Origin of the sequence: Paenibacillus gyeongsangnamensis (genome assembly GCF_027533625.1) — a bacterium.
Taxonomy (GTDB): domain Bacteria; phylum Bacillota; class Bacilli; order Paenibacillales; family NBRC-103111; genus Paenibacillus_G; species Paenibacillus_G gyeongsangnamensis.
Genome location: NZ_JAQAGZ010000015.1, coordinates 44,935 through 68,847 on the forward strand (window position 1 = coordinate 44,935; position 23,913 = coordinate 68,847).

Annotated in this window: 24 protein-coding genes and 1 riboswitch; of the genes, 19 read left to right on the forward strand and 5 right to left on the reverse strand. The window is 48.0% G+C overall.

What is annotated here, in order from left to right; translation table 11 throughout:
• Positions 1–10: 10 nt before the first annotated feature.
• From O9H85_RS21900 to O9H85_RS21935, 8 genes are all read left to right on the forward strand, one after another.
• Entirely contained in the window at positions 11–1,363 is a 1,353-nt protein-coding gene (locus tag O9H85_RS21900; RefSeq protein ID WP_269883553.1) for an aspartate aminotransferase family protein, read from the forward strand.
• Entirely contained in the window at positions 1,363–2,091 is a 729-nt protein-coding gene (locus O9H85_RS21905; protein WP_269883554.1) for a CoA transferase subunit A, read from the forward strand. Before O9H85_RS21900 ends, O9H85_RS21905 begins: the two co-directional genes overlap by 1 nt.
• Positions 2,058–2,720 (forward strand): 3-oxoacid CoA-transferase subunit B, encoded by a 663-nt coding sequence (locus tag O9H85_RS21910; protein ID WP_269883555.1) that lies wholly within the window; start codon positions 2,058–2,060, stop codon positions 2,718–2,720. Before O9H85_RS21905 ends, O9H85_RS21910 begins: the two co-directional genes overlap by 34 nt.
• 57 nt (positions 2,721–2,777) lie before the next feature.
• Complete coding sequence (locus O9H85_RS21915; protein WP_269883556.1) at positions 2,778–4,070, forward strand: peptidase; 1,293 nt, start codon at positions 2,778–2,780, stop codon at positions 4,068–4,070.
• 3 nt (positions 4,071–4,073) lie between these two features.
• The gene (gene gabT, locus O9H85_RS21920; protein WP_269883557.1) at positions 4,074–5,435 is read left to right on the forward strand and encodes a 4-aminobutyrate--2-oxoglutarate transaminase; all 1,362 of its coding nucleotides are present in this window, start codon (positions 4,074–4,076) and stop codon (positions 5,433–5,435) included.
• Positions 5,436–5,457: 22 nt separating this feature from the next.
• Positions 5,458–6,876 carry an aldehyde dehydrogenase family protein gene (locus O9H85_RS21925; protein WP_269883558.1) on the forward strand — a complete coding sequence of 473 codons (1,419 nt, stop codon included), beginning with the start codon at positions 5,458–5,460 and terminating at the stop codon, positions 6,874–6,876.
• Between the two features lie 142 nt (positions 6,877–7,018).
• A complete protein-coding gene (locus O9H85_RS21930; protein ID WP_269883559.1) occupies positions 7,019–7,369 on the forward strand; it encodes a metal-sensitive transcriptional regulator in 351 nt (116 codons plus the stop codon).
• Between the two features lie 46 nt (positions 7,370–7,415).
• Complete coding sequence (locus tag O9H85_RS21935) at positions 7,416–7,793, forward strand: cation transporter (RefSeq protein ID WP_269883560.1); 378 nt, start codon at positions 7,416–7,418, stop codon at positions 7,791–7,793.
• On the opposite strand, the gene O9H85_RS21940 is transcribed toward O9H85_RS21935, so the two are convergent.
• The 5 genes from O9H85_RS21940 to O9H85_RS21960 all read right to left on the reverse strand — a co-directional run bounded on the left by O9H85_RS21940 (position 7,690) and on the right by O9H85_RS21960 (position 11,758).
• Positions 7,690–8,436 carry a DUF1980 domain-containing protein gene (locus tag O9H85_RS21940; RefSeq protein WP_269883561.1) on the reverse strand — a complete coding sequence of 249 codons (747 nt, stop codon included), beginning with the start codon at positions 8,434–8,436 and terminating at the stop codon, positions 7,690–7,692. The two genes, O9H85_RS21935 and O9H85_RS21940, sit on opposite strands and share 104 nt — an antisense overlap.
• A 19-nt stretch (positions 8,437–8,455) precedes the next feature.
• The gene (locus O9H85_RS21945; RefSeq protein ID WP_269883562.1) at positions 8,456–8,998 is read right to left on the reverse strand and encodes a permease; all 543 of its coding nucleotides are present in this window, start codon (positions 8,996–8,998) and stop codon (positions 8,456–8,458) included.
• A gap of 68 nt (positions 8,999–9,066) precedes the next feature.
• The gene (locus tag O9H85_RS21950; protein WP_269883563.1) at positions 9,067–9,882 is read right to left on the reverse strand and encodes a metal ABC transporter permease; all 816 of its coding nucleotides are present in this window, start codon (positions 9,880–9,882) and stop codon (positions 9,067–9,069) included.
• Positions 9,883–9,913: 31 nt separating this feature from the next.
• Complete coding sequence (locus O9H85_RS21955; RefSeq protein ID WP_269883564.1) at positions 9,914–10,708, reverse strand: metal ABC transporter ATP-binding protein; 795 nt, start codon at positions 10,706–10,708, stop codon at positions 9,914–9,916.
• A gap of 81 nt (positions 10,709–10,789) precedes the next feature.
• Complete coding sequence (locus O9H85_RS21960; RefSeq protein ID WP_269883565.1) at positions 10,790–11,758, reverse strand: metal ABC transporter solute-binding protein, Zn/Mn family; 969 nt, start codon at positions 11,756–11,758, stop codon at positions 10,790–10,792.
• Positions 11,759–12,027: 269 nt separating this feature from the next.
• Positions 12,028–12,198: riboswitch (M-box (ykoK) riboswitch) on the forward strand.
• Between the two features lie 322 nt (positions 12,199–12,520).
• On the opposite strand from O9H85_RS21960, the gene O9H85_RS21965 reads away from it, so the two are divergent.
• The 11 genes from O9H85_RS21965 (at position 12,521) to O9H85_RS22015 (ending at position 23,883) form a co-directional block, all read left to right on the forward strand.
• On the forward strand, positions 12,521–14,245 hold the full coding sequence (locus O9H85_RS21965) for an ABC transporter permease (protein WP_269883566.1): 1,725 nt from the start codon (positions 12,521–12,523) through the stop codon (positions 14,243–14,245).
• Positions 14,246–14,258: 13 nt separating this feature from the next.
• Positions 14,259–15,563 (forward strand): ABC transporter ATP-binding protein, encoded by a 1,305-nt coding sequence (locus O9H85_RS21970; protein ID WP_269883567.1) that lies wholly within the window; start codon positions 14,259–14,261, stop codon positions 15,561–15,563.
• A gap of 62 nt (positions 15,564–15,625) precedes the next feature.
• Complete coding sequence (locus tag O9H85_RS21975; protein ID WP_269883568.1) at positions 15,626–16,096, forward strand: polysaccharide deacetylase family protein; 471 nt, start codon at positions 15,626–15,628, stop codon at positions 16,094–16,096.
• Between the two features lie 647 nt (positions 16,097–16,743).
• Positions 16,744–17,046, forward strand: a complete 303-nt coding sequence (locus tag O9H85_RS21980; protein ID WP_269883569.1) for a sensor histidine kinase — start codon at positions 16,744–16,746, stop codon at positions 17,044–17,046.
• A gap of 308 nt (positions 17,047–17,354) precedes the next feature.
• Positions 17,355–17,948, forward strand: a complete 594-nt coding sequence (locus O9H85_RS21985; protein ID WP_269883570.1) for a class I SAM-dependent methyltransferase — start codon at positions 17,355–17,357, stop codon at positions 17,946–17,948.
• A gap of 467 nt (positions 17,949–18,415) precedes the next feature.
• Positions 18,416–18,736 (forward strand): metal-sensitive transcriptional regulator, encoded by a 321-nt coding sequence (locus tag O9H85_RS21990; protein ID WP_409348182.1) that lies wholly within the window; start codon positions 18,416–18,418, stop codon positions 18,734–18,736.
• 15 nt (positions 18,737–18,751) lie between these two features.
• Positions 18,752–18,955: a copper chaperone CopZ gene (gene copZ / locus O9H85_RS21995; RefSeq protein WP_269883572.1), complete on the forward strand. Its 204-nt coding sequence runs from the start codon at positions 18,752–18,754 to the stop codon at positions 18,953–18,955.
• An 89-nt stretch (positions 18,956–19,044) separates the two neighbouring features.
• Positions 19,045–21,468 (forward strand): heavy metal translocating P-type ATPase, encoded by a 2,424-nt coding sequence (locus O9H85_RS22000; RefSeq protein ID WP_269883573.1) that lies wholly within the window; start codon positions 19,045–19,047, stop codon positions 21,466–21,468.
• A gap of 20 nt (positions 21,469–21,488) precedes the next feature.
• Entirely contained in the window at positions 21,489–22,106 is a 618-nt protein-coding gene (locus tag O9H85_RS22005; protein ID WP_269883574.1) for an NAD(P)/FAD-dependent oxidoreductase, read from the forward strand.
• Positions 22,103–22,798: a response regulator transcription factor gene (locus O9H85_RS22010; protein WP_269883575.1), complete on the forward strand. Its 696-nt coding sequence runs from the start codon at positions 22,103–22,105 to the stop codon at positions 22,796–22,798. Before O9H85_RS22005 ends, O9H85_RS22010 begins: the two co-directional genes overlap by 4 nt.
• Complete coding sequence (locus O9H85_RS22015) at positions 22,795–23,883, forward strand: sensor histidine kinase (RefSeq protein ID WP_269883576.1); 1,089 nt, start codon at positions 22,795–22,797, stop codon at positions 23,881–23,883. The genes O9H85_RS22010 and O9H85_RS22015 overlap by 4 nt, the downstream gene beginning before the upstream one ends.
• Positions 23,884–23,913 lie beyond the last annotated feature (30 nt).

A 23,913-nucleotide genomic window follows, 5' to 3' on the forward strand; every position in this document is an offset into this window, starting at 1 on the left:
GGGGTGCTTTATGAAGCGTGAGCATTTGATCAAACCGGTATTGGATCGCCACTATCCCACGATTGAATATGGAAAAGGCGTGTTTTTGTACGACGATCAAGGCAAGGCTTATTTGGATGCTTCGTCGGGGGCGGTGACGGCGGGGATCGGGCACGGGGTTCAGGAAATCGTCGATGCGATGCTGGAGCAGGCGAACAAGGTTTCCTTCGTGTACCGTTCCCAGTTTACCAGCGAACCGGCCGAGAAGCTGGCTAAGAAGCTGAGCGATTCGGCGCCCGGGGGCGATTACTGGGCTTTCTTCGTAAACAGCGGCTCCGAAGCAACGGAGACGGCGATGAAGATTGCCATCCAGCATTGGCAGGAGAAGGGACGCCCGGGGAAAAATAAGGTTCTTTCGCGCCGGATGAGCTATCACGGGATTACAATGGGCGCGCTGTCCATGTCGGGCCATGTGCTTCGAAGAAGGCGGTTCATTCCGTTATTGGAGGACCTTCCGGTCGCTTCGCCTCCTTATTGCTACCGCTGTCCTTTGAACAAAACGTATCCGGATTGCAGGCTCGCTTGCGCCGACGATTTGGAAACCGTCGTCAAGCGGATCGGAGCCGAGCATATCGCCGCCTTCATTGCCGAGCCGATCATTGGAGCGGCAGGCGGCGCCGTCGTACCGCCCGAAGACTACTACAAGAGGATCAAGGAGATTTGCGACCGCCATGACATCTTGTTTATCGCCGATGAGGTCATGACCGGCATTGCCCGTACGGGAGCCATGTTCGGCATGGAGCACTTCGGCGTCGAGCCGGATCTGATGGCGCTGGGCAAAGGGATGAGCGCCGGATACACGCCCATGGCGGCTGCGCTGGTCAAGGATCACGTAATGGAACCGATCTTAAACGGGTCCAAAAGCATCATGTCCGGCCATACGTACAGCGCGAATCCGCAATCGGCGGCGGTGTCTCTGGCGGTTCTGGATTATATCGACAGCCATCGGCTTGTCGAGTCCGCCAAGGCGAAGGGCAGCTATTTGCTGAACCGGATGCGCCGAATGGCTGAAACGATCGGGATCATCGGAGATGTACGGGGCAAAGGCCTACTTCTCGCTATAGAGCTGGTGTCCGACCGGAGCAGCAAGCTTCCTTTTCCGCCCGGGTTAGCCGTCACCTCCCGGATCGTCGACAAAGCGTTCGACAAAGGGCTTCTCGTTTATCCGGCGGCAGGCGGCGTGGACGGAGAAGGGGATGCCGTCATCGTGGCTCCGCCGCTCACCATTTCCGAGGAAGAAATCGACCTGCTCGTGCGGCTTCTCGAAGAAACGGTGCGGGAAGTGATGCAAGAAATCAGCGGGTCCGACGGGGGGAACATCTGATGGGGCTGCATGAGAACGGGCCAGGGAGCGGATTAAGCAAAATAAGGACGCTCGAAGAGGCTCTTCAAGCGATTACCGACGGCTGCACCCTGATGTACGGCGGGTTCGGCGGCATCGGAACGCCTCCGACGATCATTGAGGGCATCCTTCAGAAGGGGACGAAGGATTTAACGATCATCGGGAACGATACCGGATTCCCGCAGATCGGCATCGGGCGGCTGGTCACCGCAGGGCGGGTGAAGAAGGTCATCGCCTCCCATATCGGCTCCAATCCGTTCGCCGGCCAAAGGATGGAGGAAGGCTCCATGGAGGTGGTCTTCTACCCGCAAGGAACGCTGGCGGAAAAAATCCGGGCCGGCGGCGTCGGGCTCGGCGGGATTCTGGTCGATGTCGGCGTCGGAACGATCATGGAGCAGGGGAAGGACACCGTGTCCATCGGGGAGAAAACGTATTTGGTGGAGCCGGCCCTGACGGCCGACGTGGCCATCGTCCATGCGAAGCAAGCGGATCCGTTCGGGAATCTGGTATTCGATAAAAGCGGCCGAAACTTGAATCCGCTCGTAGCCATGGCCGGGCAAATGACGATTGCGGAAGCCGACGAGATTGTTCCGGTCGGCGGGCTCGATCCCGAAAGCATTGTAACGCCGGGCATTTTCGTCGATATGGTGATTCAGGGCAAAGGGGTGAATTGGCGATGGGCATGGGAGAAGACAACCGCGACCGAATAGCGAAAAGGGCCGCCCAGGAGCTGCGAAGCGGCATGGTCGTCAATCTCGGGATCGGCATCCCGACCAAGGTTGCGGATTACGTCCCCGAAGGCATCCACGTTGTTTTTCATGCGGAAAACGGGATATTAGGCGCCGGCCCGAGCCCGGCTGCGGGCGAAGAGGACGCTTTTCTCTGCAACGCGGGCGGATTCCCCATTACGATTGTCGACGGGGCCTCCTACTGCGACAGCTCCGTTGCCTTTGCCATGATTCGCCGGGGGCGCATCGACGTTACGATCCTCGGGGCGCTGGAGGTCGGCGAACGCGGAGATTTGGCCAATTGGATCGTGCCCGGCAAGCGGGTGGCGGGCATCGGAGGGGCAATGGAGCTGGCGCAAAAGGCGAAAAAAGTGATCGTTCTGATGAATCATGTCAATCGTCAAGGGGAATCGAAGATCAAGAAGCAGTGCGATTTGCCGCTGACGGCTCGGGAATGCGTCGACCTGATTATTACGGAAATGGCGGTACTGGAGGTAACGGAGCAGGGCTTGCTTTTGAAAGAAATCATGTCTCCTTATACCGTCGAGGAGGTTGTCCGTCATACGGAAGCTTCCCTAATCGTTCCGGAGCATATCACGTATATCCCATAGCTTAAGCGATGAAGCGGTTAGGCTTAGGCAAACCCAAACTTGAAGGGGGGAAATCCCTTGGCAGCCCATTCGAACGCCGAATTACGGCAGCTCGTACATCAGTGGATGGAGCTTCATCGCGAGGAAGGAACCCGTTTCCTGCAGAGCCTGGTCCGCATTCCAAGCACGCAAGGCAACGAGCGGGAGGCGCAGGTCTTGATTGCGGATCAATTGCGGGAGCTGGAGCTGGATGTGGATTGGTGGGAACCGGACGGAGAGACTCTCGAAGCGCATCCTTTTTTTTATTCCCCGCGAAGCCGGTTTGCGGGCAGTCCCAATGTGGTCGGAGTGCTCAAGGGAACCGGAGGCGGACGCTCGATTATTCTTAACGGACATGTTGATGTCGTTCCGGAAGGAAACCGCGATCAATGGCGCGATGATCCTTACAGCGGCAAAGTGGAGGGCGGGAAGCTGTTCGGCCGAGGGGCTACGGATATGAAAGGCGGAAACGTCTCGCTGCTTCTGGCTGTCGGGGCGCTCCGGGGGCTTGGTCTTAAGCTGAAGGGCGACGTCATTGTTCAAAGCGTCGTGGAAGAGGAGAGCGGAGGAGCGGGAACGCTGGCTGCGATCGTGAAGGGATATCAAGCCGACGCGGCACTGATTCCGGAGCCTACCAATCTGCGCATCTTTCCGAAGCAGCAGGGCTCCATGTGGTTCCGCATCGAGGTCAAAGGACGCTCGGCCCATGGCGGAACCCGGTATGAGGGGGTTAGCGCGATCGAGAAAAGCATAGCGGTGGTGCAGCATATCCGGGAGCTGGAAGAGCGGCGGAATGCCGGAATCTCCGATCCGTTATACGCCCATAATCCGATTCCGATCCCTATTAATATCGGAGTGATCCAGGGAGGCAATTGGCCTTCTTCCGTACCGGACACGGTGAAGCTGGAGGGAAGAATGGGCGTTGCACCCGAGGAACGACTGGAGGAGGCCAAGGAGGAAATGCTCCGGTGGATGGAGAGGCTGAGGGAAAAAGACTCTTGGTTCGAAGCGCATCCGCCTGCGGTGGAGTGGTTTGGAGCAAGATGGGTTCCGGGCAGCGTCGATCCGGAGCACGAATTGATGCAGGTTCTGGCGCGGCAGTATCGGGAGATCAGGCAGGAGGAGCCCGTCATCGAAGCGTCGCCGTGGGGGACGGACGGGGGCCTGCTCACGCAGCTGGGCGGGACGCCGTGCATCGTGTTCGGACCGGGCATCACGCAGGTCGCCCATTATCCTAACGAGCACATTGTGCTGGATCATGTGTTTGAGGCTGCCGAGATGATCGCATTGACCTTAATTCATTGGTGCGGGTTAAATGGAATGGAGGGTTAGGGGATGGAGACGAATCAGAAACCGTCGAAATACATTGAGATGAAGACCCCGTTGCCGGGGCCTAAAGCGCAGCAGCTGCTGGAGCGGCGTATGGCGCATGTGCCGAGAGGCCCTTTCAATACGGTTCCCACCTTTGCGGCCAAAGGGGAGGGGGCGCTGCTTTCGGATGTCGACGGGAATACGTTTATCGATTTTGCCGGAGCGATTGGGTCGCTGAATGTCGGCCATTGTCCTCCTAAAGTGGTGGAAGCGCTGAAGGCCCAGCTGGACCGGTACCTACACCCCAGCTTTCACGTGGTGATGTATGAGCCTTACGTGGCCCTGGCCGAGAAGCTCAATGAGTGGACCCCGGGAGACCATAAGAAGAAAACGTTCTTCTTGAACAGCGGCGCGGAGGCTGTAGAGAATGCGGTCAAAATCGCGCGCAAATATACCGGGCGAAGAGCGGTGATTTCCTTCGAGCGCGGCTTTCACGGCAGAACCTATATGGCGATGTCTTTGACCAGCAAGGTAAAGCCGTATAAACACGGCTTCGGCCCTTTTGCCCCGGACACGTACAAAATGCCCTATCCTTACTACTACCGGGCTCCCTCCGGCATGTCGCCGGATGAGGTGGACGATCAGCTGCTGCAGAAATTCGGGGACTTCTTCCTGGCCGAGGTGCCGGGTGAAGAGGTCGCCGCCCTCATCCTGGAGCCGGTTCAGGGCGAAGGGGGCTTCGTGATTCCGTCCGTCCGCTTCGTTCAAGGCGTGAAGGCGTTGTGCGAGAAATACGGGATTTTGTTTATCGCCGATGAGGTGCAAACCGGGTTCGGGCGGACGGGGAAAAACTTTGCCATGGAGCACTACGGAGTTATACCGGATATCATGACGTTGTCCAAATCGATTGCCGCAGGGCTCCCGATCAGCGCCGTGACCGGCCGGGCGGACATTATGGATGCACCTGGCATCGGCGAAATCGGGGGAACGTATGGGGGAAGCCCGCTAGGTTGCATAGCCGCTTTACAGGTCATCGAGATGCTGGAAGAGGAGCGGCTGGCCGAACGGGCGGTATCGATCGGAGCGGCGGTCAGCGAACGTTTCTTCAAGCTGCAGCAGGAATTCGACCGCATCGGGGACGTCCGTACCCTGGGCGCGATGAGCGCGATCGAGCTTGTCAAAGATCCGGCCACGAAGGAACCGGATAAAGAGCTGACTACCCGGGTATTGCAGGAGGCGCATCAGCATGGCGTGATCGTGATGAGTGCGGGAATCTACGGGAACGTGATTCGGATTCTAAGTCCGCTGGTGATCACGGATGAGCAGCTGGCCGAAGGCCTGGACGTGATGGAGCAGGCGCTAAGAACATGCTTAAGCCGTTCATAACAAGGAAAGGGGCGGATGCGGCATGAAGAAGCATCTGTTTATCGGCGGAGATTGGGTGGAAGCGGGCGCTTACCGTCCCTTATTCTCCCCGTACAGCGGCGAGCCCATTGCCGAGATCGCGTTTGCGGATGCGGCAGAGGTGGACCGCGCGATCGAGGCCGCGATAAGAGCAAGGCCCCGGATGGCCCGCATGCCGGCGCATGAACGGGCCGCGATATTGGAAAGGCTGGCGTCCCTCATCCGGGACAAGGCGGAGGAATGCGCCCGCTTGATCGCGTTCGAAGCCGCCAAGCCGTTAAAGACGGCGAGGCTGGAGGTGGAGAGAACGATCACGACATACAAGTTCGCCGCGGAAGAGGCGAAGCGGATCCATGGCGAAACGATCCCGATGGATGCCGCTCCGGGTGGAGAGGGCCGCGTCGCGTATACGATTCATCAGCCCTTGGGGGTCGTTGCGGCCATCACCCCGTTTAACTTTCCAATGAACCTGGTGGCACACAAGGTAGGTCCCGCCCTCGCTGCGGGCAACACCATCGTACTGAAGCCGGCCGGCCAGACGCCGCTGACCTCTTTGTTTCTGGCGGAGCTTCTGCAGCAGGCCGGCCTTCCGGCGGGAGCGCTGAATGTGGTTACCGGCAGCGGAAGCGTGATCGGGGACTGCTTGGTAACGGACGAACGGATCAAGGCCGTGACCTTCACGGGAAGCCCGGAGGTAGGCATGGCGATTCGCCGCAAGGCCGGCTTGAAGAAGGTGACTTTGGAATTAGGGTCCAATTCCGCTTTGATCGTGGATCAAGGGGTCGATTTGGATGCGATGATCCCGAGGGCGGTGACAGGGGCTTTTACCTTTGCTGGGCAGGTTTGCATCTCGGTGCAGCGGATTTACGTTCATGAGCGGATCTTCGATGAATTTGTCCGCAAATTCACGGAGCAGACAGCGAAGCTGGAAATAGGCGATCCTTTGGATCCTCGGACCGATGTGTCCGCTTTAATCAGTCCCCGCGACGCCGAACGCGCTTTGCAATGGATCGCCGAAGCCGAGAAGCTTGGCGCCATTGTCGCAGCCGGCAACAAAAGGGACGGCAATATCGTTCACCCCACCGTATTGCTTCATGTCGATCCCAAAGCCAATCTGTCGTGCAAAGAAGCCTTTGCCCCGGTGGTCATGATCAATCGGGTTTCGACGATGGAAGAAGCGGTTGCGATGGTCAATGACTCCAGCTACGGACTTCAAGCCGGCATTTACACGCCGGAGCTTCGAACGGCGTTAGCCGCCGCAGAGGCGCTCGAGGTAGGGGGAGTCATGATTAACGACATTCCTACCTTCCGCGTGGACCATATGCCGTATGGAGGCGTTAAGGAAAGCGGGACCGGGCGCGAAGGGGTGAAGTATGCCATCCGGGAATTGACGGAGATGAAGCTGGTTTGTTTCCATAAGTAAGCCGCGGCGCAGGAGAAGAAGACCTTAACCACGCGATGGATGGCGGCAGGTGAGGTCTTTTTCTCCTGTGCCCAAACTATTGAAAAAGACTTGATATACCATACAGGGGTATATTATATTGTAACCAGAGGAGGTTAATTACATGGATCATTTGGAAAATGAATTAAATGAATGCTATCACACCGATTCCAGTGAACGAAAGAGCCATCACTCGGAGAAGACAAAAAACAATTTGATTTCCCGCTTGAATCGCATCGAAGGTCAAATTCGCGGAATAAAAGGGCTTATTGAAAAAGATACGTATTGCGACGATGTATTAAACCAAATTGCGGCGGCACAATCCGCGCTGAATAGCGTAGGGAAGCTTTTGCTGGAAAACCATATGAACAGCTGCGTCATTGAAAGAATTCAAGAAGGCGATCATGAAGTGATTAAAGAGCTCATGATTACTATGAATAAATTAATCGCTCTTCTAAAACCATATTTTTTTTGACCGCAATATACCCCTTGAGGGTATATTGATAAGGGGTGACGATGAAATGGAAAAACCATTGGAAAATCAGCAAACAACGCGATATAACCCGAACCAAGCGAGCGTTACTGGTATGGAACAAACATTACAAGGACCTGGTAACCGTTCCGTTAAAGATGAAGCCGATTTTAATGTTATTGGAATGACATGTGCCGCGTGTGCCACAAGAATCGAAAAAGGCTTAAATAAACTGCCGGGTGTCAGCAAAGCTGTTGTTAACCTTGCTTTGGAGACGGCCCATGTCGAGTATAATTCCGCTGAGATCACCGCGGCGGATATGATCAACAAAGTGGAGCAGCTCGGATATCAGGCCATCCGTAAAGAACCATCCCGATTTGGGACAAGTCTTCCGAGAATTTATCCGGTGGAGCAAACATTTTTTTGAGTTCTTCTTCTTGAGGGGACCCGGATGTTTGAGCAGGATGCGTTCCATCAGCCGATTTTGAAGAGGCGGTTTCGGTGCCCGTTTTTTGTGGATCGGCAGCACTAGTAGTACCGTCCAAACTTCCCGAATCCGTTTTTATTGGATCATTTTTCGGTTCGGCAGCCGTAACAGCCGGGTTTGAAATGGTGCTAGCGGTTGCAGCGGACGCTTGCGCAGGTTTGACTCCACTTTTCTGCGTCGTACCGATACTGAGGTTCATGCCTTTTTTATCCGCCAAGGCGCTGCTCATAGCTGTATTAGGCATAAGAAATCCGAGCGCTAGCGGTATGATGAAAAAGCTATAGACAGCCGTATTTCTCAGAAATGAACGGGCAGGAGGGTGCTCGCAATCGCAGGAAGCGATATGTCCCTGAATCGCCCGAAGTCCCGCATATACTTGATATACAGCGATCATATATAGTGCCACTGCCGAAAATTTCACATAGTTTTCCATGCGAGGGGCAATATAATAAATCAGATTGCCCGTTTTGACAAATAGACTGAGCAGCTTCCCCATTTCGAAAAACTCATCCGCGGCATGAGACAAGAGAGAGCCGGCTTCCGTGCGAATGCTCATGCGAATGATGATGATGACCATGTCCATGCATAACCGCCAGATCCATTTACAATGGATTATTTGTCATAAACCGATACATAAACGCCCCGATCGTGCAGGCGGATAGCAGTGCTAGCCCCATTCGGGCATAGGCCATTTCAGGCAGCGTGCGGAAAGCCATGTATGTAGCTCCAAAAACGATAGGATTGACTACCGGACCCGTCAACAGGAAGACCATCCCGACATAAGCAGGCATTCCTTTTTGAATGAGACGGCGCACAACGGGGATAAGCCCACATTCACATACCGGAAACATCAGTCCTAAAACGCAAGCGAATAAAATACCCGCCACCGGATGGCGGGGAACCCATTTTTGAATCATTCGTTCTGAGACAAATACCTGCAGGATCGAGGATAGCAGAACTCCTAACAATACAAAAGGAATGGCTTCCAAAATGATACTAAGCAGCATCGTTTTAAAGGTTTGAAGAGCCGTCAAATCGGTTATTTGGGGAAATGGCATTCGCCCGTCGATAAAATAAAATAACACGTAAAAAAGACAGATCAGGGCTAAAAAATTAAAGCCTGCTCGGACAACGGCGTTTTGCATACGTACCTCCTTTCAAAAGACACAGGCAAAGGCAGCGTTCATTATCGCATAAAAATATGTCATTTCTATTAACTGCTCGCCAGCATTTGTTTTCTCTCCCTTAAATGATACAAACCGAGGGACAGAAAATAAAAAAGTCCTTCAATCGAAGTAATATAGAAGCTCACGGGTGCCTTGGTATAATATCCCAATATAAGTCCAAGCCAGACGCCTAATACTGCGAGAATCGCGGAGCAGAGGATCATTTTGAATACGGAATTCGTTAAATAACGAGCAGCGGCGGCAGGCGTTGTCATCAAAGTGAAGACAAGCAAGGCTCCCACGATTTGAACCGCTTCGGCGACGGCGACGGATAGAAGCAGCAAGAATCCTATGGAAATGAAGCCGATGGGAAGACCCGCCGCTTGGGCGCCGAGCGGATCGAAAGAATCGAATGTAAGCATCCGGTAGCCAATACCAAGAATAAGAAGGACGATAACCCCAAGGAGAGATAGTTCCCACACATCTTTGGCACTTATTCCTACGACACTTCCAAATAGCAAAGAAAACATAGTGCTTGCTTGCTTCGCCGATAAAGACAGGAACAAAATGCCTAATCCCAAGAAAATACTGAGAACTACACTGATCGATACGTCCCTGCGAAAAACTTTAACGCCCAAGCGGCCCACGGCTAACGCGCTTGCCGTAGTAAAGAGCAAGAGACCGCTCAAGGGATGCCAGCCCACGCAAACCGCAAAGGACGCTCCTGAAAATCCGATATGGGAGAACGTATGGGCTATAAAAGAGAGATTTCTTGCAATAACGAAAACACCGATGACCCCGCACATAACAGCAACAATGGTTCCTGCAATAAACGCGTGCTGCATAAAATCATATTGAAACACAAGATCCCCTCCGAAACGATCTAAGGATATTTTAACCGTGAAAGCATATTGGGGCAGCAGCCTCATTGCCTGCAGAAACAACCAGTAATTTTCCCCCCATATGAAGGACTTCCACTGAGTTTCCGTAAAGCTGGCTCAGCACCTCAGGTCTCATCACTTCATTGACGGATCCTACGGCATGCTGTCCTTGGGTTAAGTAAAGAATCCGATCGGCATAGCGCGAAATCAGATTAATATCGTGGCTAATGAATAACACGCCGACATGTCTTTCACGGCAAACCTTATGAACCAGAGCGGCCATGTGTTCTTGCGCCCCGGGATCCAAATTGGATGTAGGTTCGTCTAATAGAAGAATCTTAGGATCCCTGATTAGGGCTTGCGCAAGGTAAACTCTTTGCTTCTCGCCGCCGGATAGCTTGCCGATCGACTTGTTCGCAAGATGTCCGGCATCCGTAAGCAGGAGCGTTTCGTAGATTTTGGCCTTATCCTTCTTCGATATCCACGGTTTGAATTTATAAGGAAGTCCTAAGCCGACAAAATCGGCCGCAGACATTGGAATCTCCGTATCGAGCCCGCGTGATTGTGGAACGTAACCTAAAACAGACGGTCCGGAAACCGATATTCCAGTTTCAGTCCGAAAATGAATGCTGCCTTCTTGAGGCTTCAGCATATCGAGGATCATCCGGAACAAGGTTGTCTTGCCGGCTCCATTCGGACCAATAATGCCCATGAACTCCCCGGGCTTTAACGAAAAGGAAAGGTCGTTGATGATTTGCTTGCCTCCAAGGCGAAGACTAATGTTTCGGACCGATAATTCATATCCCATATTACAAACCTTCCTTTCAAATTCACAAAGAAAATAACTCTCTCTAAAATTCTACTTAGAGAGAGCGGTTGAAAGCAATTGTTATTTTACGTCTAAGCCTTTTTTCAATTCGTTCAATTCTTCGCTCATCCATTGAAGATAATTTTTCCCTTGAGGCTCGGTTTCGGTTACATGAACAACCGGAATTTGATTCGCCGTTACGAGATCGACCATGTTTTTCACGGTTGGGTTATCGACTTGCGTATTTTGCACAAAAGCTTTGATCTTTTTGCCTTTGATTTGGTTTTGTAAATCCGCAATGTCTGCAGCGGCCGGGTCGGTTTCTTCTTCAACCGCTTTGGCGAAGCTTGGATTGACGACTTTTAAATTTAATGCTTCCGCCATATAAGCAAATACCGGTTCTGAAACGGCAATATCCGTAGGGGAAGATTGTTTAAGCTTTTGAACCAGGTCTTGAAGAGGAGCTAAGCTGGCTTTATAATCCAGTGCTCTTTTTTTGAAGGCTTCCGCTTGGCCAGGGTCTAATTTGGCAAGCTTATCAGCAAGCGCATCGGCAAGCTTAGGCATGGAAGTCGGGTCGTACCAAACATGAGGATTATCGCCGTCTTTTTTTTCGAGCAAGTCGCTTCCCACCGCAATCAACGTTTTGGAAGAGGAGCTTGCCTGTATCAGCTTCTGTATCCATTCATCATAGCCGATGCCTGTATAAACAACGAGCTGCGCATCGCTTACCGCCTTGGATGTATCTGCCGTCGGTTCGAAACTGTGGGGGTCCGTATCCGGGTTATTAATAATGGAGGTTACATTGACGCGATCACCGCCAACAGCTGTCGCAACTTCCCCAAGAAAATTTTCTGCAGCCACAATTTTTATTTTGGCGGAAGGGGAAGGAGCTGTGCTTGAATCGCTGGTAGTAGCGGATGTAGAATCATTAGGTTTCGGTGAAGCGTTTGAGTTCGAAGAAGCCCCACAGCCTGACAAGATAAAAGTCATGGATAATGCCAGAGTTAAGCTCAGAGTTACCAGCTTTGCTTTAGAATTGGCTTTCATATGGTTTCGTTTCCTCCCTGAAACATTATGTATTTTTAAAAGTAATTATTACGAACTCTTTAATAGTAAATCTTATCATTAATTGTGTCAAGCTTATTTGTTAACAAAGATGACTGAATCAAAAGCACTAAATGTTCTCATAAAAATAATGTCATATCTTTCTAATTGATTTTTGATTTAAAAATCAGTTTACAATAAATAATTATGCAAATTATTATTTTTTCTGTTGACAAATAATTGCACTTAGAGTACGATCTCTAAGGAATTGAATATGTCCTCGTTAAGTGAGGCTCCTATACAAACATAGGCCACTGCCCGGAAATATCGAAAGATGCCAATGGGTAGAACAGGGATTGCCGGATTAAGGCTTTTCATAAGGTGGCTAAGAGCAATCGCTCTTTACGTTGTATAGTGCTAAAACTGGACTAGGGGGAACCGGTTTATTTTAATTGTGAAACTTTAGCCCCCTGGGACCAAACCCTGGGGGCTTTCATATTTATGTACAAAGGGGGGAAACTGGAATGGATAGTAGTAGTCGAATGCGACAATCGAATAGCATGCAGTTTGCTTTGCAACCAAGGAACAGTGTATATCCGTCTACCAGTATGCCCTCAGTGAATCAGAAATCAAGTTCAAGACCTTTATATCAAAGGGCTTGAGTAGCTCAACTGATTAACCGATTGCGGTATGAATAGATGGAATATTTACGCTCTTCTCATGCAAAGTGAGGAGAGCTTTTTATTAATAAAGGGGGGGTTCGCGATGAAATGGAACGGGTTTCTCAATATTAGCAATAAATATAAATTCGGCTTGGCAGATGTTATGGTTATTCTCATGCTCTTGTCCATTCTTTATTTAACAGTCCATCTTGGTGCGGGGATGAAAGCTCCATTCTCCGCAAGCGATCAACCGACGATGAGCCTTGACCCGAAGATGCTTCCTTACTATGCGGGACGATCGCTTCTCAGAATGTTTATTGCATTCGGAGCTTCACTTTTATTTACATTTGTTTATGGTCGAATCGCGGCTTATAACCGCATTGCTGAAAAAATAATGATTCCTGCCATCGACATCTTGCAGTCAGTACCGGTGTTAGGTTTCCTTTCGGCAACCGTGTTGATGTTCATGGCTTTATTTCCTGGGAGTTTGCTTGGTGTTGAATGTGCTTCGATTTTTGCCATTTTTACGGGTCAGGTTTGGAATATGACATTCAGTTTTTATCACTCTCTTACGACGATTCCACGCCCTCTAAACGAAGCTGCAAATATTCATCGTCTTGGCGTATGGTCACGCTTTACAAAACTCGAAGTTCCTTTCTCCATGATCGGATTAGTTTGGAACAGCATGATGTCATTCGGCGGAGGTTGGTTCTTTCTCGCGGCAAGCGAATCGATCAGCGTGTTGAATCAAAATATTCATTTGCCTGGGATTGGCTCGTACATGGCAATGGCCGCTGACCAAGGTGATGTAAAGGCCATTTTATATTCTATTGTCACTATGGTCATCTTGATATGCCTTATAGATCAGTTGTTTTGGCGACCCCTTGTCGCTTGGGCACAGAAGTTTAAGAACGAACAATCGGAAGCAGCTGAAGTACCAAAGTCATGGGTATATGATATATTAAAACGCGCGCGATTTATTGGTTATGTCAACCAAACAGTGGGTACTATCTCTCATGACTTGAAAAATAAATTTAAAAAAAGTAGCTCCTCCATTAATTGGCCGAAACCACCGTCTCTTGTGTCCAAAATGGTGATCTGGATCATTTGGATCGTCGTCGTCGTATTGGTTTGCAAGTATGTCTATGAAGCTGTTCTTGAAATCATACAACTAAGCTCGAAAGATTTACTTAGAGTTGTCGTACTCGGATTGGAAACAGCTCTTCGCGTATTCGTATCAACAGTTTTCGCTGTATCATGGACGGTTCCTGTAGGTGTCATGATCGGTATGAATCCTAAACTTTCTAGGATTGCACAGCCCATTGTACAGGTACTGGCTTCTTTTCCGGCAAATATGGCATTTCCTTTGTTTACGATTCTATATCTGAAACTTGGAGTTAGCATGAACATAGGTGCCATTCCTCTCATGATGTTGGGTACACAATGGTACATCCTGTTCAACGTGATTGCCGGAGCGATGGCGATTCCTTCTGATTTGAAAGAAGCCGCCGCTATTTTGCGACTGACCCGCCCGCAAACATGGACGAAATTAATTTTACCCAGTATATTTCCGTTTCTCGTTACGGGATGTATTACAGCAAGTGGGGGAGCCTGGAACGCGAGTATCGTCTCCGAGCTTGTTTCATGGAAAGATAACACTTTGCAAGCGTCTGGATTAGGTTCGTTCATAGCCCAAGCAACAACTAATGGAGATTGGCCGAAAATTATTTGGGGAATCATTGTTATGTGCTTGTTGGTTGTTCTTATAAATCGTTTGGTTTGGCGGAAGTTATATGCTCTCTCAGAAAAAAAATATCATCTGGAATAGAGGTGTTATTATCATGAAAAATAAATTGATTGAACTTCAAAAAATAAGTAAACGTTACGATATGCCAAATACAATGAATGTCAGCATCCTAGAAGATATACAGTTGAATATTACAGAAGGTGAGTTTGTATCCATCTTGGGGCCTTCCGGCTCGGGTAAGTCCACCCTGCTTAGGATTATTGCCGGACTAGTACCTCCTTCTCATGGTGCAGTCTTTTATAACGGAGAAGAGATACAGGGAACAAATCCTGGAGTAGGTATGGTGTTTCAATCCTTTGCGCTATTTCCTTGGCTTACCGTACTTGAGAACGTTAAATTAGGACTTGAAAATAAACCTTTAACAGAAGCAGAAAAAATGCGAAAAGCACTTTCCATCATTGATATGGTAGGGCTCGATGGATTCGAAGGTGCTTATCCGAAAGAACTTTCAGGCGGCATGAGACAACGCGTAGGGATTGGCCGCGCTCTCGTCATGGAACCAGATATATTGTTGATGGATGAACCTTTCTCCGCGTTAGATGTGTTGACGGCAGAAAATCTCAAGAGGGATTTGCTTGAATTATGGACTGAAAAAAAAATCCCCACGAAATCGATAATTATGGTCACACACAGTATTGAAGAAGCAGTCTATATGTCCGACAGGGCAATTGTCTTATCTCGGGACCCGGCTCGCGTTATAGCCGATATTGTGATTCCTATGTCTCATTGGCGCGATAAACAGGAAGCACAATTTACCGGGCTCGTTGATAAAATCTATTCCATATTAACTAAGCGTGAATTCAAGCAGAATGAACCCGTCGAGGAACAAAAGAAAAAGATCGAAAAGGTTCAAGAAGTACCCGCAGGTGCGTTAACAGGTTTTATTGAGTTGATTGATGATCTTGGAAATACGGTTGACCTATACAAGCTAGCTGATCAATTAAGTCTTAATCTGGAAGACTTCTTGCCAATTGTCGAAGCAGCCCAGATGCTCGGTTTTGCCCAGATTCAACAAGGAGATATTGAATTAACGGAAATTGGACGTCATTTTGCTGATGCCAGTGTTTTAGACAGGAAGGATATCTTCAAAAAGCAAGTGCTGCAACACGTCCCCATGATAGAGAAAATTATTTGGATCTTGCATTCGAAATCAAACAACAAAATGGAAAGAGAATTTTTCTTGGAAATCTTCGAAAAGCATTTTGGCTTGGAAGAAGCAGGTCATCAATTAGACATTTTGATTGATTGGGGAAGGTATGCAGAATTGTTGGCCTACGATGAAAAAGCAAAAAATCTCTACCTTGAACATGAAACTGCTGCGACGTCGGAAAAATATTAAGCATGAACGGCAGGAAACTGCAAAAGTTCACTTCGTAGTGTTCACCGTTTCATTGATTAGCGATGGACTGGGCAGCCGCGGCGGATTACACGCTTACGCCCGAGACTTTCAAAAAGCACCTCGAGCTCCTGGAGTCGAATTATTATCACGTCATTTCCATGCAGGAGTTCGTCGGCTTTCTTTATGGCGGGAATCCTGTGCCTCTGGATGCAGTCGTAATTACTTTTGATGATTGGTACGAATCATTTTACCGCTATGCATATCCCATCTTAAAGAAGCATGGCATGGTGGTAACCAACTTTATGCTTGTCAGCTATCTGGGGACCAATCCAGGTATTCTTTTTTTGTCCTGGGATGAAATTACGGCTATGGGGAAGACGGCTATTGCTTTTATTCTCATGACTGTATATGGGAACGCGAAGATCATAATAGTACTTCTTCCTTTGTTACTCTTATTACATCGATTCAAGTATTCAAGGCAGGTTGTCATAGGTGGTTCGATAGTTGCGTTGATTCTTGGGGGATATGGTTAAGTGAAAGGATTATTTCGGTAATCTAACGAAGAAGAAAGTTTGTAATAACTCTATTTAGAATCGGTGGATTTTCAACTACATGAAAACGAAGGGGGGGGCTGTCCCAAAAGAGTATCCGCAAGTGAGATAATCCCGAATTATGTACAAAGACGCTTCCAAAACCACTATATAAGTGGGACTGGAAGCGTCTTTGTATGTGCATATTCATGTCAAAGTGGGGCTTCAAAAATATTGATTGCCATGACTACAAAGTGTTATGGGTTGTATTCGGTTTTGAACATTCCGTGGCAGTTTAGGTTTGAACCAAAACATGAATGGCTGATTTTAATCATTCCGACTACTCAGATTGTTTACCATGTTAGAGGCAACACAAGAAGAATTAAATCGGGAGCGTTCTCGTCAGGCGGCGATAAAGGAACGTAAAAAGATCACGAGAGAGCTCATGATGGAATTGCGCAATCATTGTTTCTTTTGTCATGAGGATGGATCAGCTGGAGCAAGGGCAGCAAGATTCTGTTCAGGCGGAGAAAACCAAAGGACTCCGGAAAATCGAACACTAAGTCAATGACTATGTAAGACAGGCCATCTCGAGTCTAAAATACCCTAGCAACCCTGACGCCTTGCCTTGGATGCAGTATTTACAGAGCATGGTGATGATTTTAAAAAAGAGAGATGGGTTTGGAAGTACATTGGTTTGGAGATTATCGGACGAACTGTTTTCTACAAAGGAAAAAGTGGAACTTTACGCTTCCGTCCGCGAGGCACTGCTGAACGTAAGAAAGCATGCGCATGCAAAAGAAGTTTGGATTCGGGGCAAGGAAGAAAGGAAAAAATGGATTTGCGTCGTGGAAGACGACGGGCGGGGATATGAGGGGGATCCTCGTGGAGCATCTGCTGAAACGTCAATTTTCGATTTATTGATTACGTATGTGTGGCATGTGGTTGCATAGATCCTGTACCGGAATTCATAGTAGCAGAATGTGCCTATGACGTGGAGCCGGGAGAAGACCCGGAATTCTTTTGTCCAGAATGTAATGGAACGTTGGTAAGAAAGAAAGAGCCGACGGATAAGTAAACCGTCGGCTAGAAGGTTAAGTCACCCGAAGGGTGATTTTGTTCATTTATTTTAATAATCAGCGCAAGTTAAGGTATTGTATCCCAGTAAAGAAAGATGAGTTATAGTAAGATGAGCATTGGATAATGTTTTGTGAAGTAAAGCCATTTGATACACAAAAAGAAATGCGGGATGAATTTATAAATGGGAAAATTGTTTGCAAAGATTTATGATATAATGATGCAGCCTCTGGAACAAAAAGGATTAACTGAATTAAGAAAAAACCTGATACGTAATGCCAGGGGGAAAGTGTTGGAAATCGGGTCGGGTACAGGACTGAACTTTCCATTTTACGAACGGGCTGATAAAGTAATCGCAATTGAACCTCAACCATTGATGATGAATCGCTCTCTAATAAGAGCGAACGATGCTTTAGTTCCGATTGATGTTGTTTTAGCTGATGCAGAAGAAATCCCGTTTCAAGACAATACCTTTGATACTGTTGTTGGCACATTGGTTTTATGTACTATTCCAAACCCTTTAAAGACGTTAGAAGAAATAAGAAGAGTATGTAAACCTCACGGAACAATCCTTTTCTTAGAGCATGTCCGATTAGACCGTCCGATACTAGGGCGAATACAGGATTGGTTAACACCCATTTGGAAACATGTTTGCGATGGCTGTCATTTAAACCGGAAAACCGTTGAACTAATAAATAAAGTAGGATTCAAACTTGTTCGTAAAAAACAATATTGTAAAAATTTACTTCTGGAAATTGAATTGTTAAACAGTAAATAGCTTCCCAAAAATATGAGGTGAAACAAAGATTTCAAGCAAGTACGTGTAAAATTACGATGCCTCCTGATTGGTTCATTGAAGATAAAGCATTTTCTCTAGGGAATGGAGAATATCGTTTGACTGGCAGCTTATTACACGCAGGCTGGAGTAACCCAAATGGAAGTTATTGTAATGACCGACAATAATGAGGAGCTCCACTTTCCGTTTGAAATAAGAGTACCTTGAGCCTGTATGGCAAAGGAACGGCATTCCCTAGCACAAGCCAAACACATTTGACCGCATATTTGCGAATCTTGATTTGGATGCCTCAAGCATTCATTGGCGCAGATTTCACAAACTACGTATTGTGATGGATATGGCGGCGGGTGAGGTCTTTTTCTCATGCGCCCAAATTATAGAAAAAGACTTGATATACCATACAGGGGTATGTTATATTGTAACCAGAGGAGGTTGATTGAATGGAACATATGGACAATGAATTCAATGAATGCTGTCACACGGATTCCAGTGAACGTAAGAGCCATCACTCGGATAAAACAAAAAACAATCTCATTTCTCGTCTCAATCGCATAGAAGGTCAGATTCGGGGAATAAAAGGGCTTATTGAAAAAGATACGTATTGTGATGATGTGTTAAATCAAATTGCAGCGGTGCAATCGGCGCTTAACAGCGTAGGTAAAGTGTTACTGGAAAACCATATGAACAGCTGCGTTATTGAACGGATTCAGGAAGGCGATCATGAAGTGATCAAAGAACTTATGATTACGATGAATAAATTAATTAAATAAAGGGAGAGATTAGATATGAAAAACGTTACATTAAAAGTTGAAGGAATGTCTTGCGGTCATTGTGTTAACTCCGTTGAAGGAGCTGTAAAGAAACTCGGTGCATCCGGTAAAGTCGATTTAAATGCCAAATCCGTTACCGTTGAATTCGACGAGTCGAAGGTCTCCTTGGAAGCTATTAAGGAAGCGATTGAAGATCAAGGCTACGACGTGGTGAAATAAGGGGGCCGCTTTGCGGCTCTTCCTACAGACATATTTTTTTTGATTTTTATATACCCCATATGGGTATAATGATAAGAGGTGACGGTGACATGGAAAAACCATTGGAGCAGCAGCAAGCAATGCTGCAAATAGCAGGAATGACATGCGCGGCCTGCGCAAATCGTATTGAAAAAGGTCTCAAAAAATTAGAAGGCGTAACGGATGCAAACGTAAATTTTGCCCTGGAGAAAGCAGCTGTAACCTATAATCCGAACCAAGTAAGCCTTAAAGATATGGAACAAAAAATAGAAGATCTTGGTTACAGTTCCGTCAAGGATCAAGTTGACTTTAATATCATAGGAATGACATGTGCCGCTTGTGCTACGAGAATTGAAAAAGGCTTAAACAAAATGCCGGGTGTCAGCAAAGCTGTCGTTAACCTGGCTTTGGAGACGGCCCATGTAGAGTATAATTCCGCCGAGATCAGCTCTGCAGATATGATCAACAAAGTCGACCAGCTTGGATATCAGGCCATCCGCAAACAGGAAAACGCAGGAGTAGATTATCGGCAAAAAGAAATTCAACATAAGAAAATGCAACTGGCTGTTTCCGCGATTTTATCTTTCCCATTACTCTGGGCAATGGTCAGCCACTTTTCGTTCACATCATGGATTTACCTGCCCGATTTTTTAATGAACCCTTGGGTTCAGCTTGTACTCGCTACTCCGGTTCAGTTTATTATTGGCAGGCAGTTTTATGTAGGTGCCTACAAAGCACTTCGTAATAAAAGCGCGAATATGGATGTGCTTGTATCCCTTGGAACTTCCGCCGCATATTTCTATAGTCTGTATTTAACCATACAGTGGGCCGCCTCAAGTGAGATGCACCGCCATGCCCCGGATATGTATTACGAAACCAGCGCTATCCTTATTACTTTGATTATTTTAGGGAAATTATTCGAGGCTCTGGCTAAAGGGCGCACATCGGAAGCCATAAAAAAGCTTATGGGGCTGCAAGCCAAAACAGCGCTTGTTATTCGCGATGGAGCGGAGGTTTCCGTACCTGTTGAGGATTTGCTCATTGGGGACATCATTTTGGTTAAGCCCGGAGAAAAAATCCCTGTTGACGGTAAGGTGTTAGAAGGCAATTCCGCTGTTGATGAATCGATGTTAACGGGTGAAAGCATTCCGGTGGAGAAAAGAGCCGGGGATGGCGTCATTGGCGCCACAGTGAATAAAAACGGAAGCCTGAAAATCGAAGCTACCCGCGTGGGCAAAGAAACCGCACTCGCTCAAATCATTAAAGTAGTCGAAGAAGCTCAGGGATCAAAGGCACCCATTCAGCGTATAGCCGATGTCATTTCAGGTATTTTTGTACCGATCGTTGTAGGCATTGCGCTTGTAACGTTCTTGATTTGGTTCTTTTGGATTCAACCCGGAGAGTTTGCGGCTGCACTGGAGAAAGCGATCGCGGTGCTCGTCATCGCCTGCCCTTGCGCATTAGGTCTTGCGACGCCAACATCCATCATGGCAGGTTCGGGCCGAGCTGCCGAATTCGGTATCTTGTTCAAAGGCGGCGAGCATCTGGAATCGATGCAAAAAGTGCAAACCATTGTGCTTGATAAAACCGGAACCGTAACGAAAGGCAAACCGGAATTGACTGACATTTTATTGGATTCTGCGGATCAGCGAACCGCTTTACGCTTAATAGGTTCGGCGGAGAAACGGTCGGAGCATCCGCTGGCAGAAGCTATCGTGTCGGGCATTCTGCAGAAAGGGATTCCTTTGTCCCTAGTTGAGGAGTTCGAGGCGATCCCGGGATATGGTATACGAGCGATCGTTGAAGGTAAAGAAGTGCTTGTCGGAACCCGGAAACTGCTTCAGCGGGAAGGTATTGATTTCAGAAAGTCTGATACAGCGATGGAGCGTTTAGAGTCCGAAGGAAAGACGGCCATGCTGGCTGCGATCAATAACCAATTCGTTGGGGTTATAGCGGTTGCCGATACGATCAAAGAAACTTCCAAAGAAGGCATTGCCCGCTTAAAACAGCTGGGTATAGAAGTCATCATGATTACCGGCGATAACCAAAGGACCGCTCAAGCGATTGCCAACCAAGTGGGTATCGATCTTGTACTCGCAGAGGTGCTTCCGGAGGGCAAAGCGGAAGAAGTGAAGAAGCTTCAGGCCCAAGGCCGCAAAGTGGCAATGGTGGGTGACGGCATTAACGATGCTCCGGCGCTCGCTACGGCGGATGTAGGTATTGCGATTGGCACCGGAACGGATATTGCCATGGAAGCAGCCGATGTGACCTTGATGCGCGGAGAACTGACCGGCATTGCAGAGGCCATCGATATGAGCCGGAAAACCATGAGCAATATTAAGCAAAATCTGTTTTGGGCACTGGCATACAATACGCTGGGGATTCCCATTGCAGCTATCGGATTATTGGCTCCCTGGGTTGCCGGAGCAGCTATGGCATTAAGTTCCGTATCGGTAGTTTTAAATGCACTTCGCTTACAACGGGTGAAATTATAAATATGGGATGGGGATATCAGGTGGCTAAATTTGCTGTAACACCTGGCTTTTCTGAAGGTGGAACCATGTTTAAACCGGAACAGCTTGTCCTCCTCGGTTCGATTATAGGAGATGGCTCTCAGGTCGAACTTACAACGTTTAAGCAGCTCTATGTTGAGGTACAGGAAGATCGCATGGAGGAGGTTAAGGAGAAGCTTCAGGGAATCGGATTAGAAATTTATCCTGCAGGCTTTGTTACCAAGAGCCTGATCACCTGCAACTTTTGCCGCGGCGCTGAAGATGCCGGACTCCACGTAGCGGAGGAGCTAAACAAAGCGATTGCCGGTATGGAAACCCCCTCCCCGCTTAAAATTGGATATGCGGGATGTGCTCTCGGTACAAGTGAGCCCCTTCTTAAAGATATCGGGATTGTTAAAATGAAAGATGCTTTTGATATCTATATCGGCGGGGATGCCAAGTCGCTAAAACCTTCTTTTGCAACCCTGTTCCTATCCAATGTATCTGCCGATAAACTCATCTCTATCGTTCAAGGTCTAGTTCGATATTTCCAGATTCATGGTAAAGGCAAGGAAAAATTCTCGAAATTTATTAATCGCATCAGTCTTGAATCTTTACGTGAGGCAGTAAGCGCCGCATGAAAACAGTTCTAATGGTTGATGATGAAGAGAAAATCCGGGAAGTCGTGGTATCCTATTTGCAAAAAGAGGGATTCCAGGCGATGGAAGCAGAATCAGGAAATCAAGCCCTTGAACTGGTCCGCGGCGGAAGTATCAATCTTGTTATTTTAGATTTAATGCTTCCGGATATGTCCGGAGAAGAGGTTTGTAAGAAGATACGTCAGTTTTCACCCGTGCCTGTGATCATGCTGACGGCAAAAGTATCCGAAGATGACCGGATTCAGGGGTTGACACTAGGTGCCGACGATTATGTGGTGAAACCGTTTAGTCCTCGAGAGCTGATAGCCAGAGTGAAGGCCATCATGCGCCGCGCACAAAAAGATTCTCTGCTTACGGAAGTGATTTCTTTTCAAGAGGATGAGCTTGTGATTCATGCGACACAACACGAGGTATACAGACATGGGCAGTTGGTGAGCCTTACCCCTAATGAATTCAAACTGCTTCTTACGTTGGCTAGACATCCAGATCGAATATTTTCGAGGGATGAATTAGTTGAAAAAGTGCTCGGTTTTGATTATGAAGGTGACGCACGCGCTATAGACCAGCATGTAAAGAACCTGCGGCATAAAATTGAAACGGATCCTAAAAGACCAAAGTTTATCATTACCGTATTTGCCGTTGGGTACAGATTTGCAGGGGGAGACGTTTCATGAGAGGGTTAACGGCTCGAATTGCGATAGCCTTTATCGGAATCGTCTCCGGTATTTTGCTGATTTCCACCATCACATTTATTTTAGAGACGCATTACCATTTTGCCTTGTATCAGCATCAGGCACAAGATATGAACATGAACTCCCCCACATTTGATGCTCACTTTGAACAAGCATTGGTTCAATCCGTGCTTTGGACAGCCACCCTGGGCATAGCTTTGGCAATTGTGCTCAGTCTCTTTGTGGCAAGGCGAATCACCGCTCCGCTCATCCAGATGAAGGACATTGCTGAACGAATGGCAAAAGGAGAACGTGGAGCGAGAACAACCCTAAAAGGCAATGACGAGCTTTCTGAACTGGGAGGTTCGCTAAACTTTTTAGCCGAGCAGCTAGAACATCAGGAACAGCTTCGTAAAACGATGACTGCTGATGTAGCACATGAATTAAGAACACCGCTCACAACGCTTAAAAGCCACATGGAAGCGATGATCGAAGGGGTATGGGAGCCTACACGTAAGCGGCTTGTGTCTTGCTTTGAAGAAATTGAGCGGCTTCGGCATCTTGTGGGGGATTTAGAGCAGCTCACAGAGATGGAATCCCCTCATTTTAAGCTTTACAAAAATAGGGAAGACATTTCAGCTTTGATCCAGCATGCCGTTGAAGCTTCTATGGCTTCGTATGAACGAAAAGACGTTGATTTATATTTTGAAAAGGATGCTCCGGTATATGGCACTGTTGACCGTCAAAGAATTGGGCAAATACTCTTGAATTTGCTATCCAACGCGCTGAAATTCACCCCTCCAGGGGGATCCGTTTCCATCAAGTTAAAGCAGTTAAAGGATATGATATCCATTACTGTAACAGATACTGGAATCGGGATCCCGAGCTCCGAACTGCCATATGTACTCGAGCGGTTTTATCGAGTTGATAAATCCCGTGATCGCAAATCCGGTGGAAGCGGAATTGGACTAACGATCGTACAGAGACTGGTTGAAGCCCACGGCGGAATCATCAGACTGGAAAGTCATATAGGAGCGGGAACTGTCGTAACGCTTCTTTTCCCCTACACAAGTTCTACACAAGTATGATTTACAATGATCATGAGACAAAGAATGAAT

Excerpts from the sequence above, each read along its gene's own strand:
- O9H85_RS21900 (WP_269883553.1), top strand. The coding sequence starts at position 11 with ATGAAGCGTGAGCATTTGATCAAACCGGTATTGGATCGCCACTATCCC.
- O9H85_RS21905 (WP_269883554.1), top strand. The coding sequence starts at position 1,363 with ATGGGGCTGCATGAGAACGGGCCAGGGAGCGGATTAAGCAAAATAAGG.
- O9H85_RS21910 (WP_269883555.1), top strand. The coding sequence starts at position 2,058 with ATGGGCATGGGAGAAGACAACCGCGACCGAATAGCGAAAAGGGCCGCC.
- gabT (WP_269883557.1), top strand. The coding sequence starts at position 4,074 with ATGGAGACGAATCAGAAACCGTCGAAATACATTGAGATGAAGACCCCG.
- O9H85_RS21925 (WP_269883558.1), top strand. The coding sequence starts at position 5,458 with ATGAAGAAGCATCTGTTTATCGGCGGAGATTGGGTGGAAGCGGGCGCT.
- O9H85_RS21930 (WP_269883559.1), top strand. The coding sequence starts at position 7,019 with ATGGATCATTTGGAAAATGAATTAAATGAATGCTATCACACCGATTCC.
- O9H85_RS21935 (WP_269883560.1), top strand. The coding sequence starts at position 7,416 with ATGGAAAAACCATTGGAAAATCAGCAAACAACGCGATATAACCCGAAC.
- O9H85_RS21940 (WP_269883561.1), bottom strand. The coding sequence starts at position 8,436 with ATGGACATGGTCATCATCATCATTCGCATGAGCATTCGCACGGAAGCC.
- O9H85_RS21945 (WP_269883562.1), bottom strand. The coding sequence starts at position 8,998 with ATGCAAAACGCCGTTGTCCGAGCAGGCTTTAATTTTTTAGCCCTGATC.
- O9H85_RS21955 (WP_269883564.1), bottom strand. The coding sequence starts at position 10,708 with ATGGGATATGAATTATCGGTCCGAAACATTAGTCTTCGCCTTGGAGGC.
- O9H85_RS21960 (WP_269883565.1), bottom strand. The coding sequence starts at position 11,758 with ATGAAAGCCAATTCTAAAGCAAAGCTGGTAACTCTGAGCTTAACTCTG.
- O9H85_RS21965 (WP_269883566.1), top strand. The coding sequence starts at position 12,521 with ATGAAATGGAACGGGTTTCTCAATATTAGCAATAAATATAAATTCGGC.
- O9H85_RS21970 (WP_269883567.1), top strand. The coding sequence starts at position 14,259 with ATGAAAAATAAATTGATTGAACTTCAAAAAATAAGTAAACGTTACGAT.
- O9H85_RS21975 (WP_269883568.1), top strand. The coding sequence starts at position 15,626 with ATGGACTGGGCAGCCGCGGCGGATTACACGCTTACGCCCGAGACTTTC.
- O9H85_RS21980 (WP_269883569.1), top strand. The coding sequence starts at position 16,744 with ATGGTGATGATTTTAAAAAAGAGAGATGGGTTTGGAAGTACATTGGTT.
- O9H85_RS21985 (WP_269883570.1), top strand. The coding sequence starts at position 17,355 with ATGGGAAAATTGTTTGCAAAGATTTATGATATAATGATGCAGCCTCTG.
- O9H85_RS21990 (WP_409348182.1), top strand. The coding sequence starts at position 18,416 with ATGGACAATGAATTCAATGAATGCTGTCACACGGATTCCAGTGAACGT.
- copZ (WP_269883572.1), top strand. The coding sequence starts at position 18,752 with ATGAAAAACGTTACATTAAAAGTTGAAGGAATGTCTTGCGGTCATTGT.
- O9H85_RS22000 (WP_269883573.1), top strand. The coding sequence starts at position 19,045 with ATGGAAAAACCATTGGAGCAGCAGCAAGCAATGCTGCAAATAGCAGGA.
- O9H85_RS22010 (WP_269883575.1), top strand. The coding sequence starts at position 22,103 with ATGAAAACAGTTCTAATGGTTGATGATGAAGAGAAAATCCGGGAAGTC.
- O9H85_RS22015 (WP_269883576.1), top strand. The coding sequence starts at position 22,795 with ATGAGAGGGTTAACGGCTCGAATTGCGATAGCCTTTATCGGAATCGTC.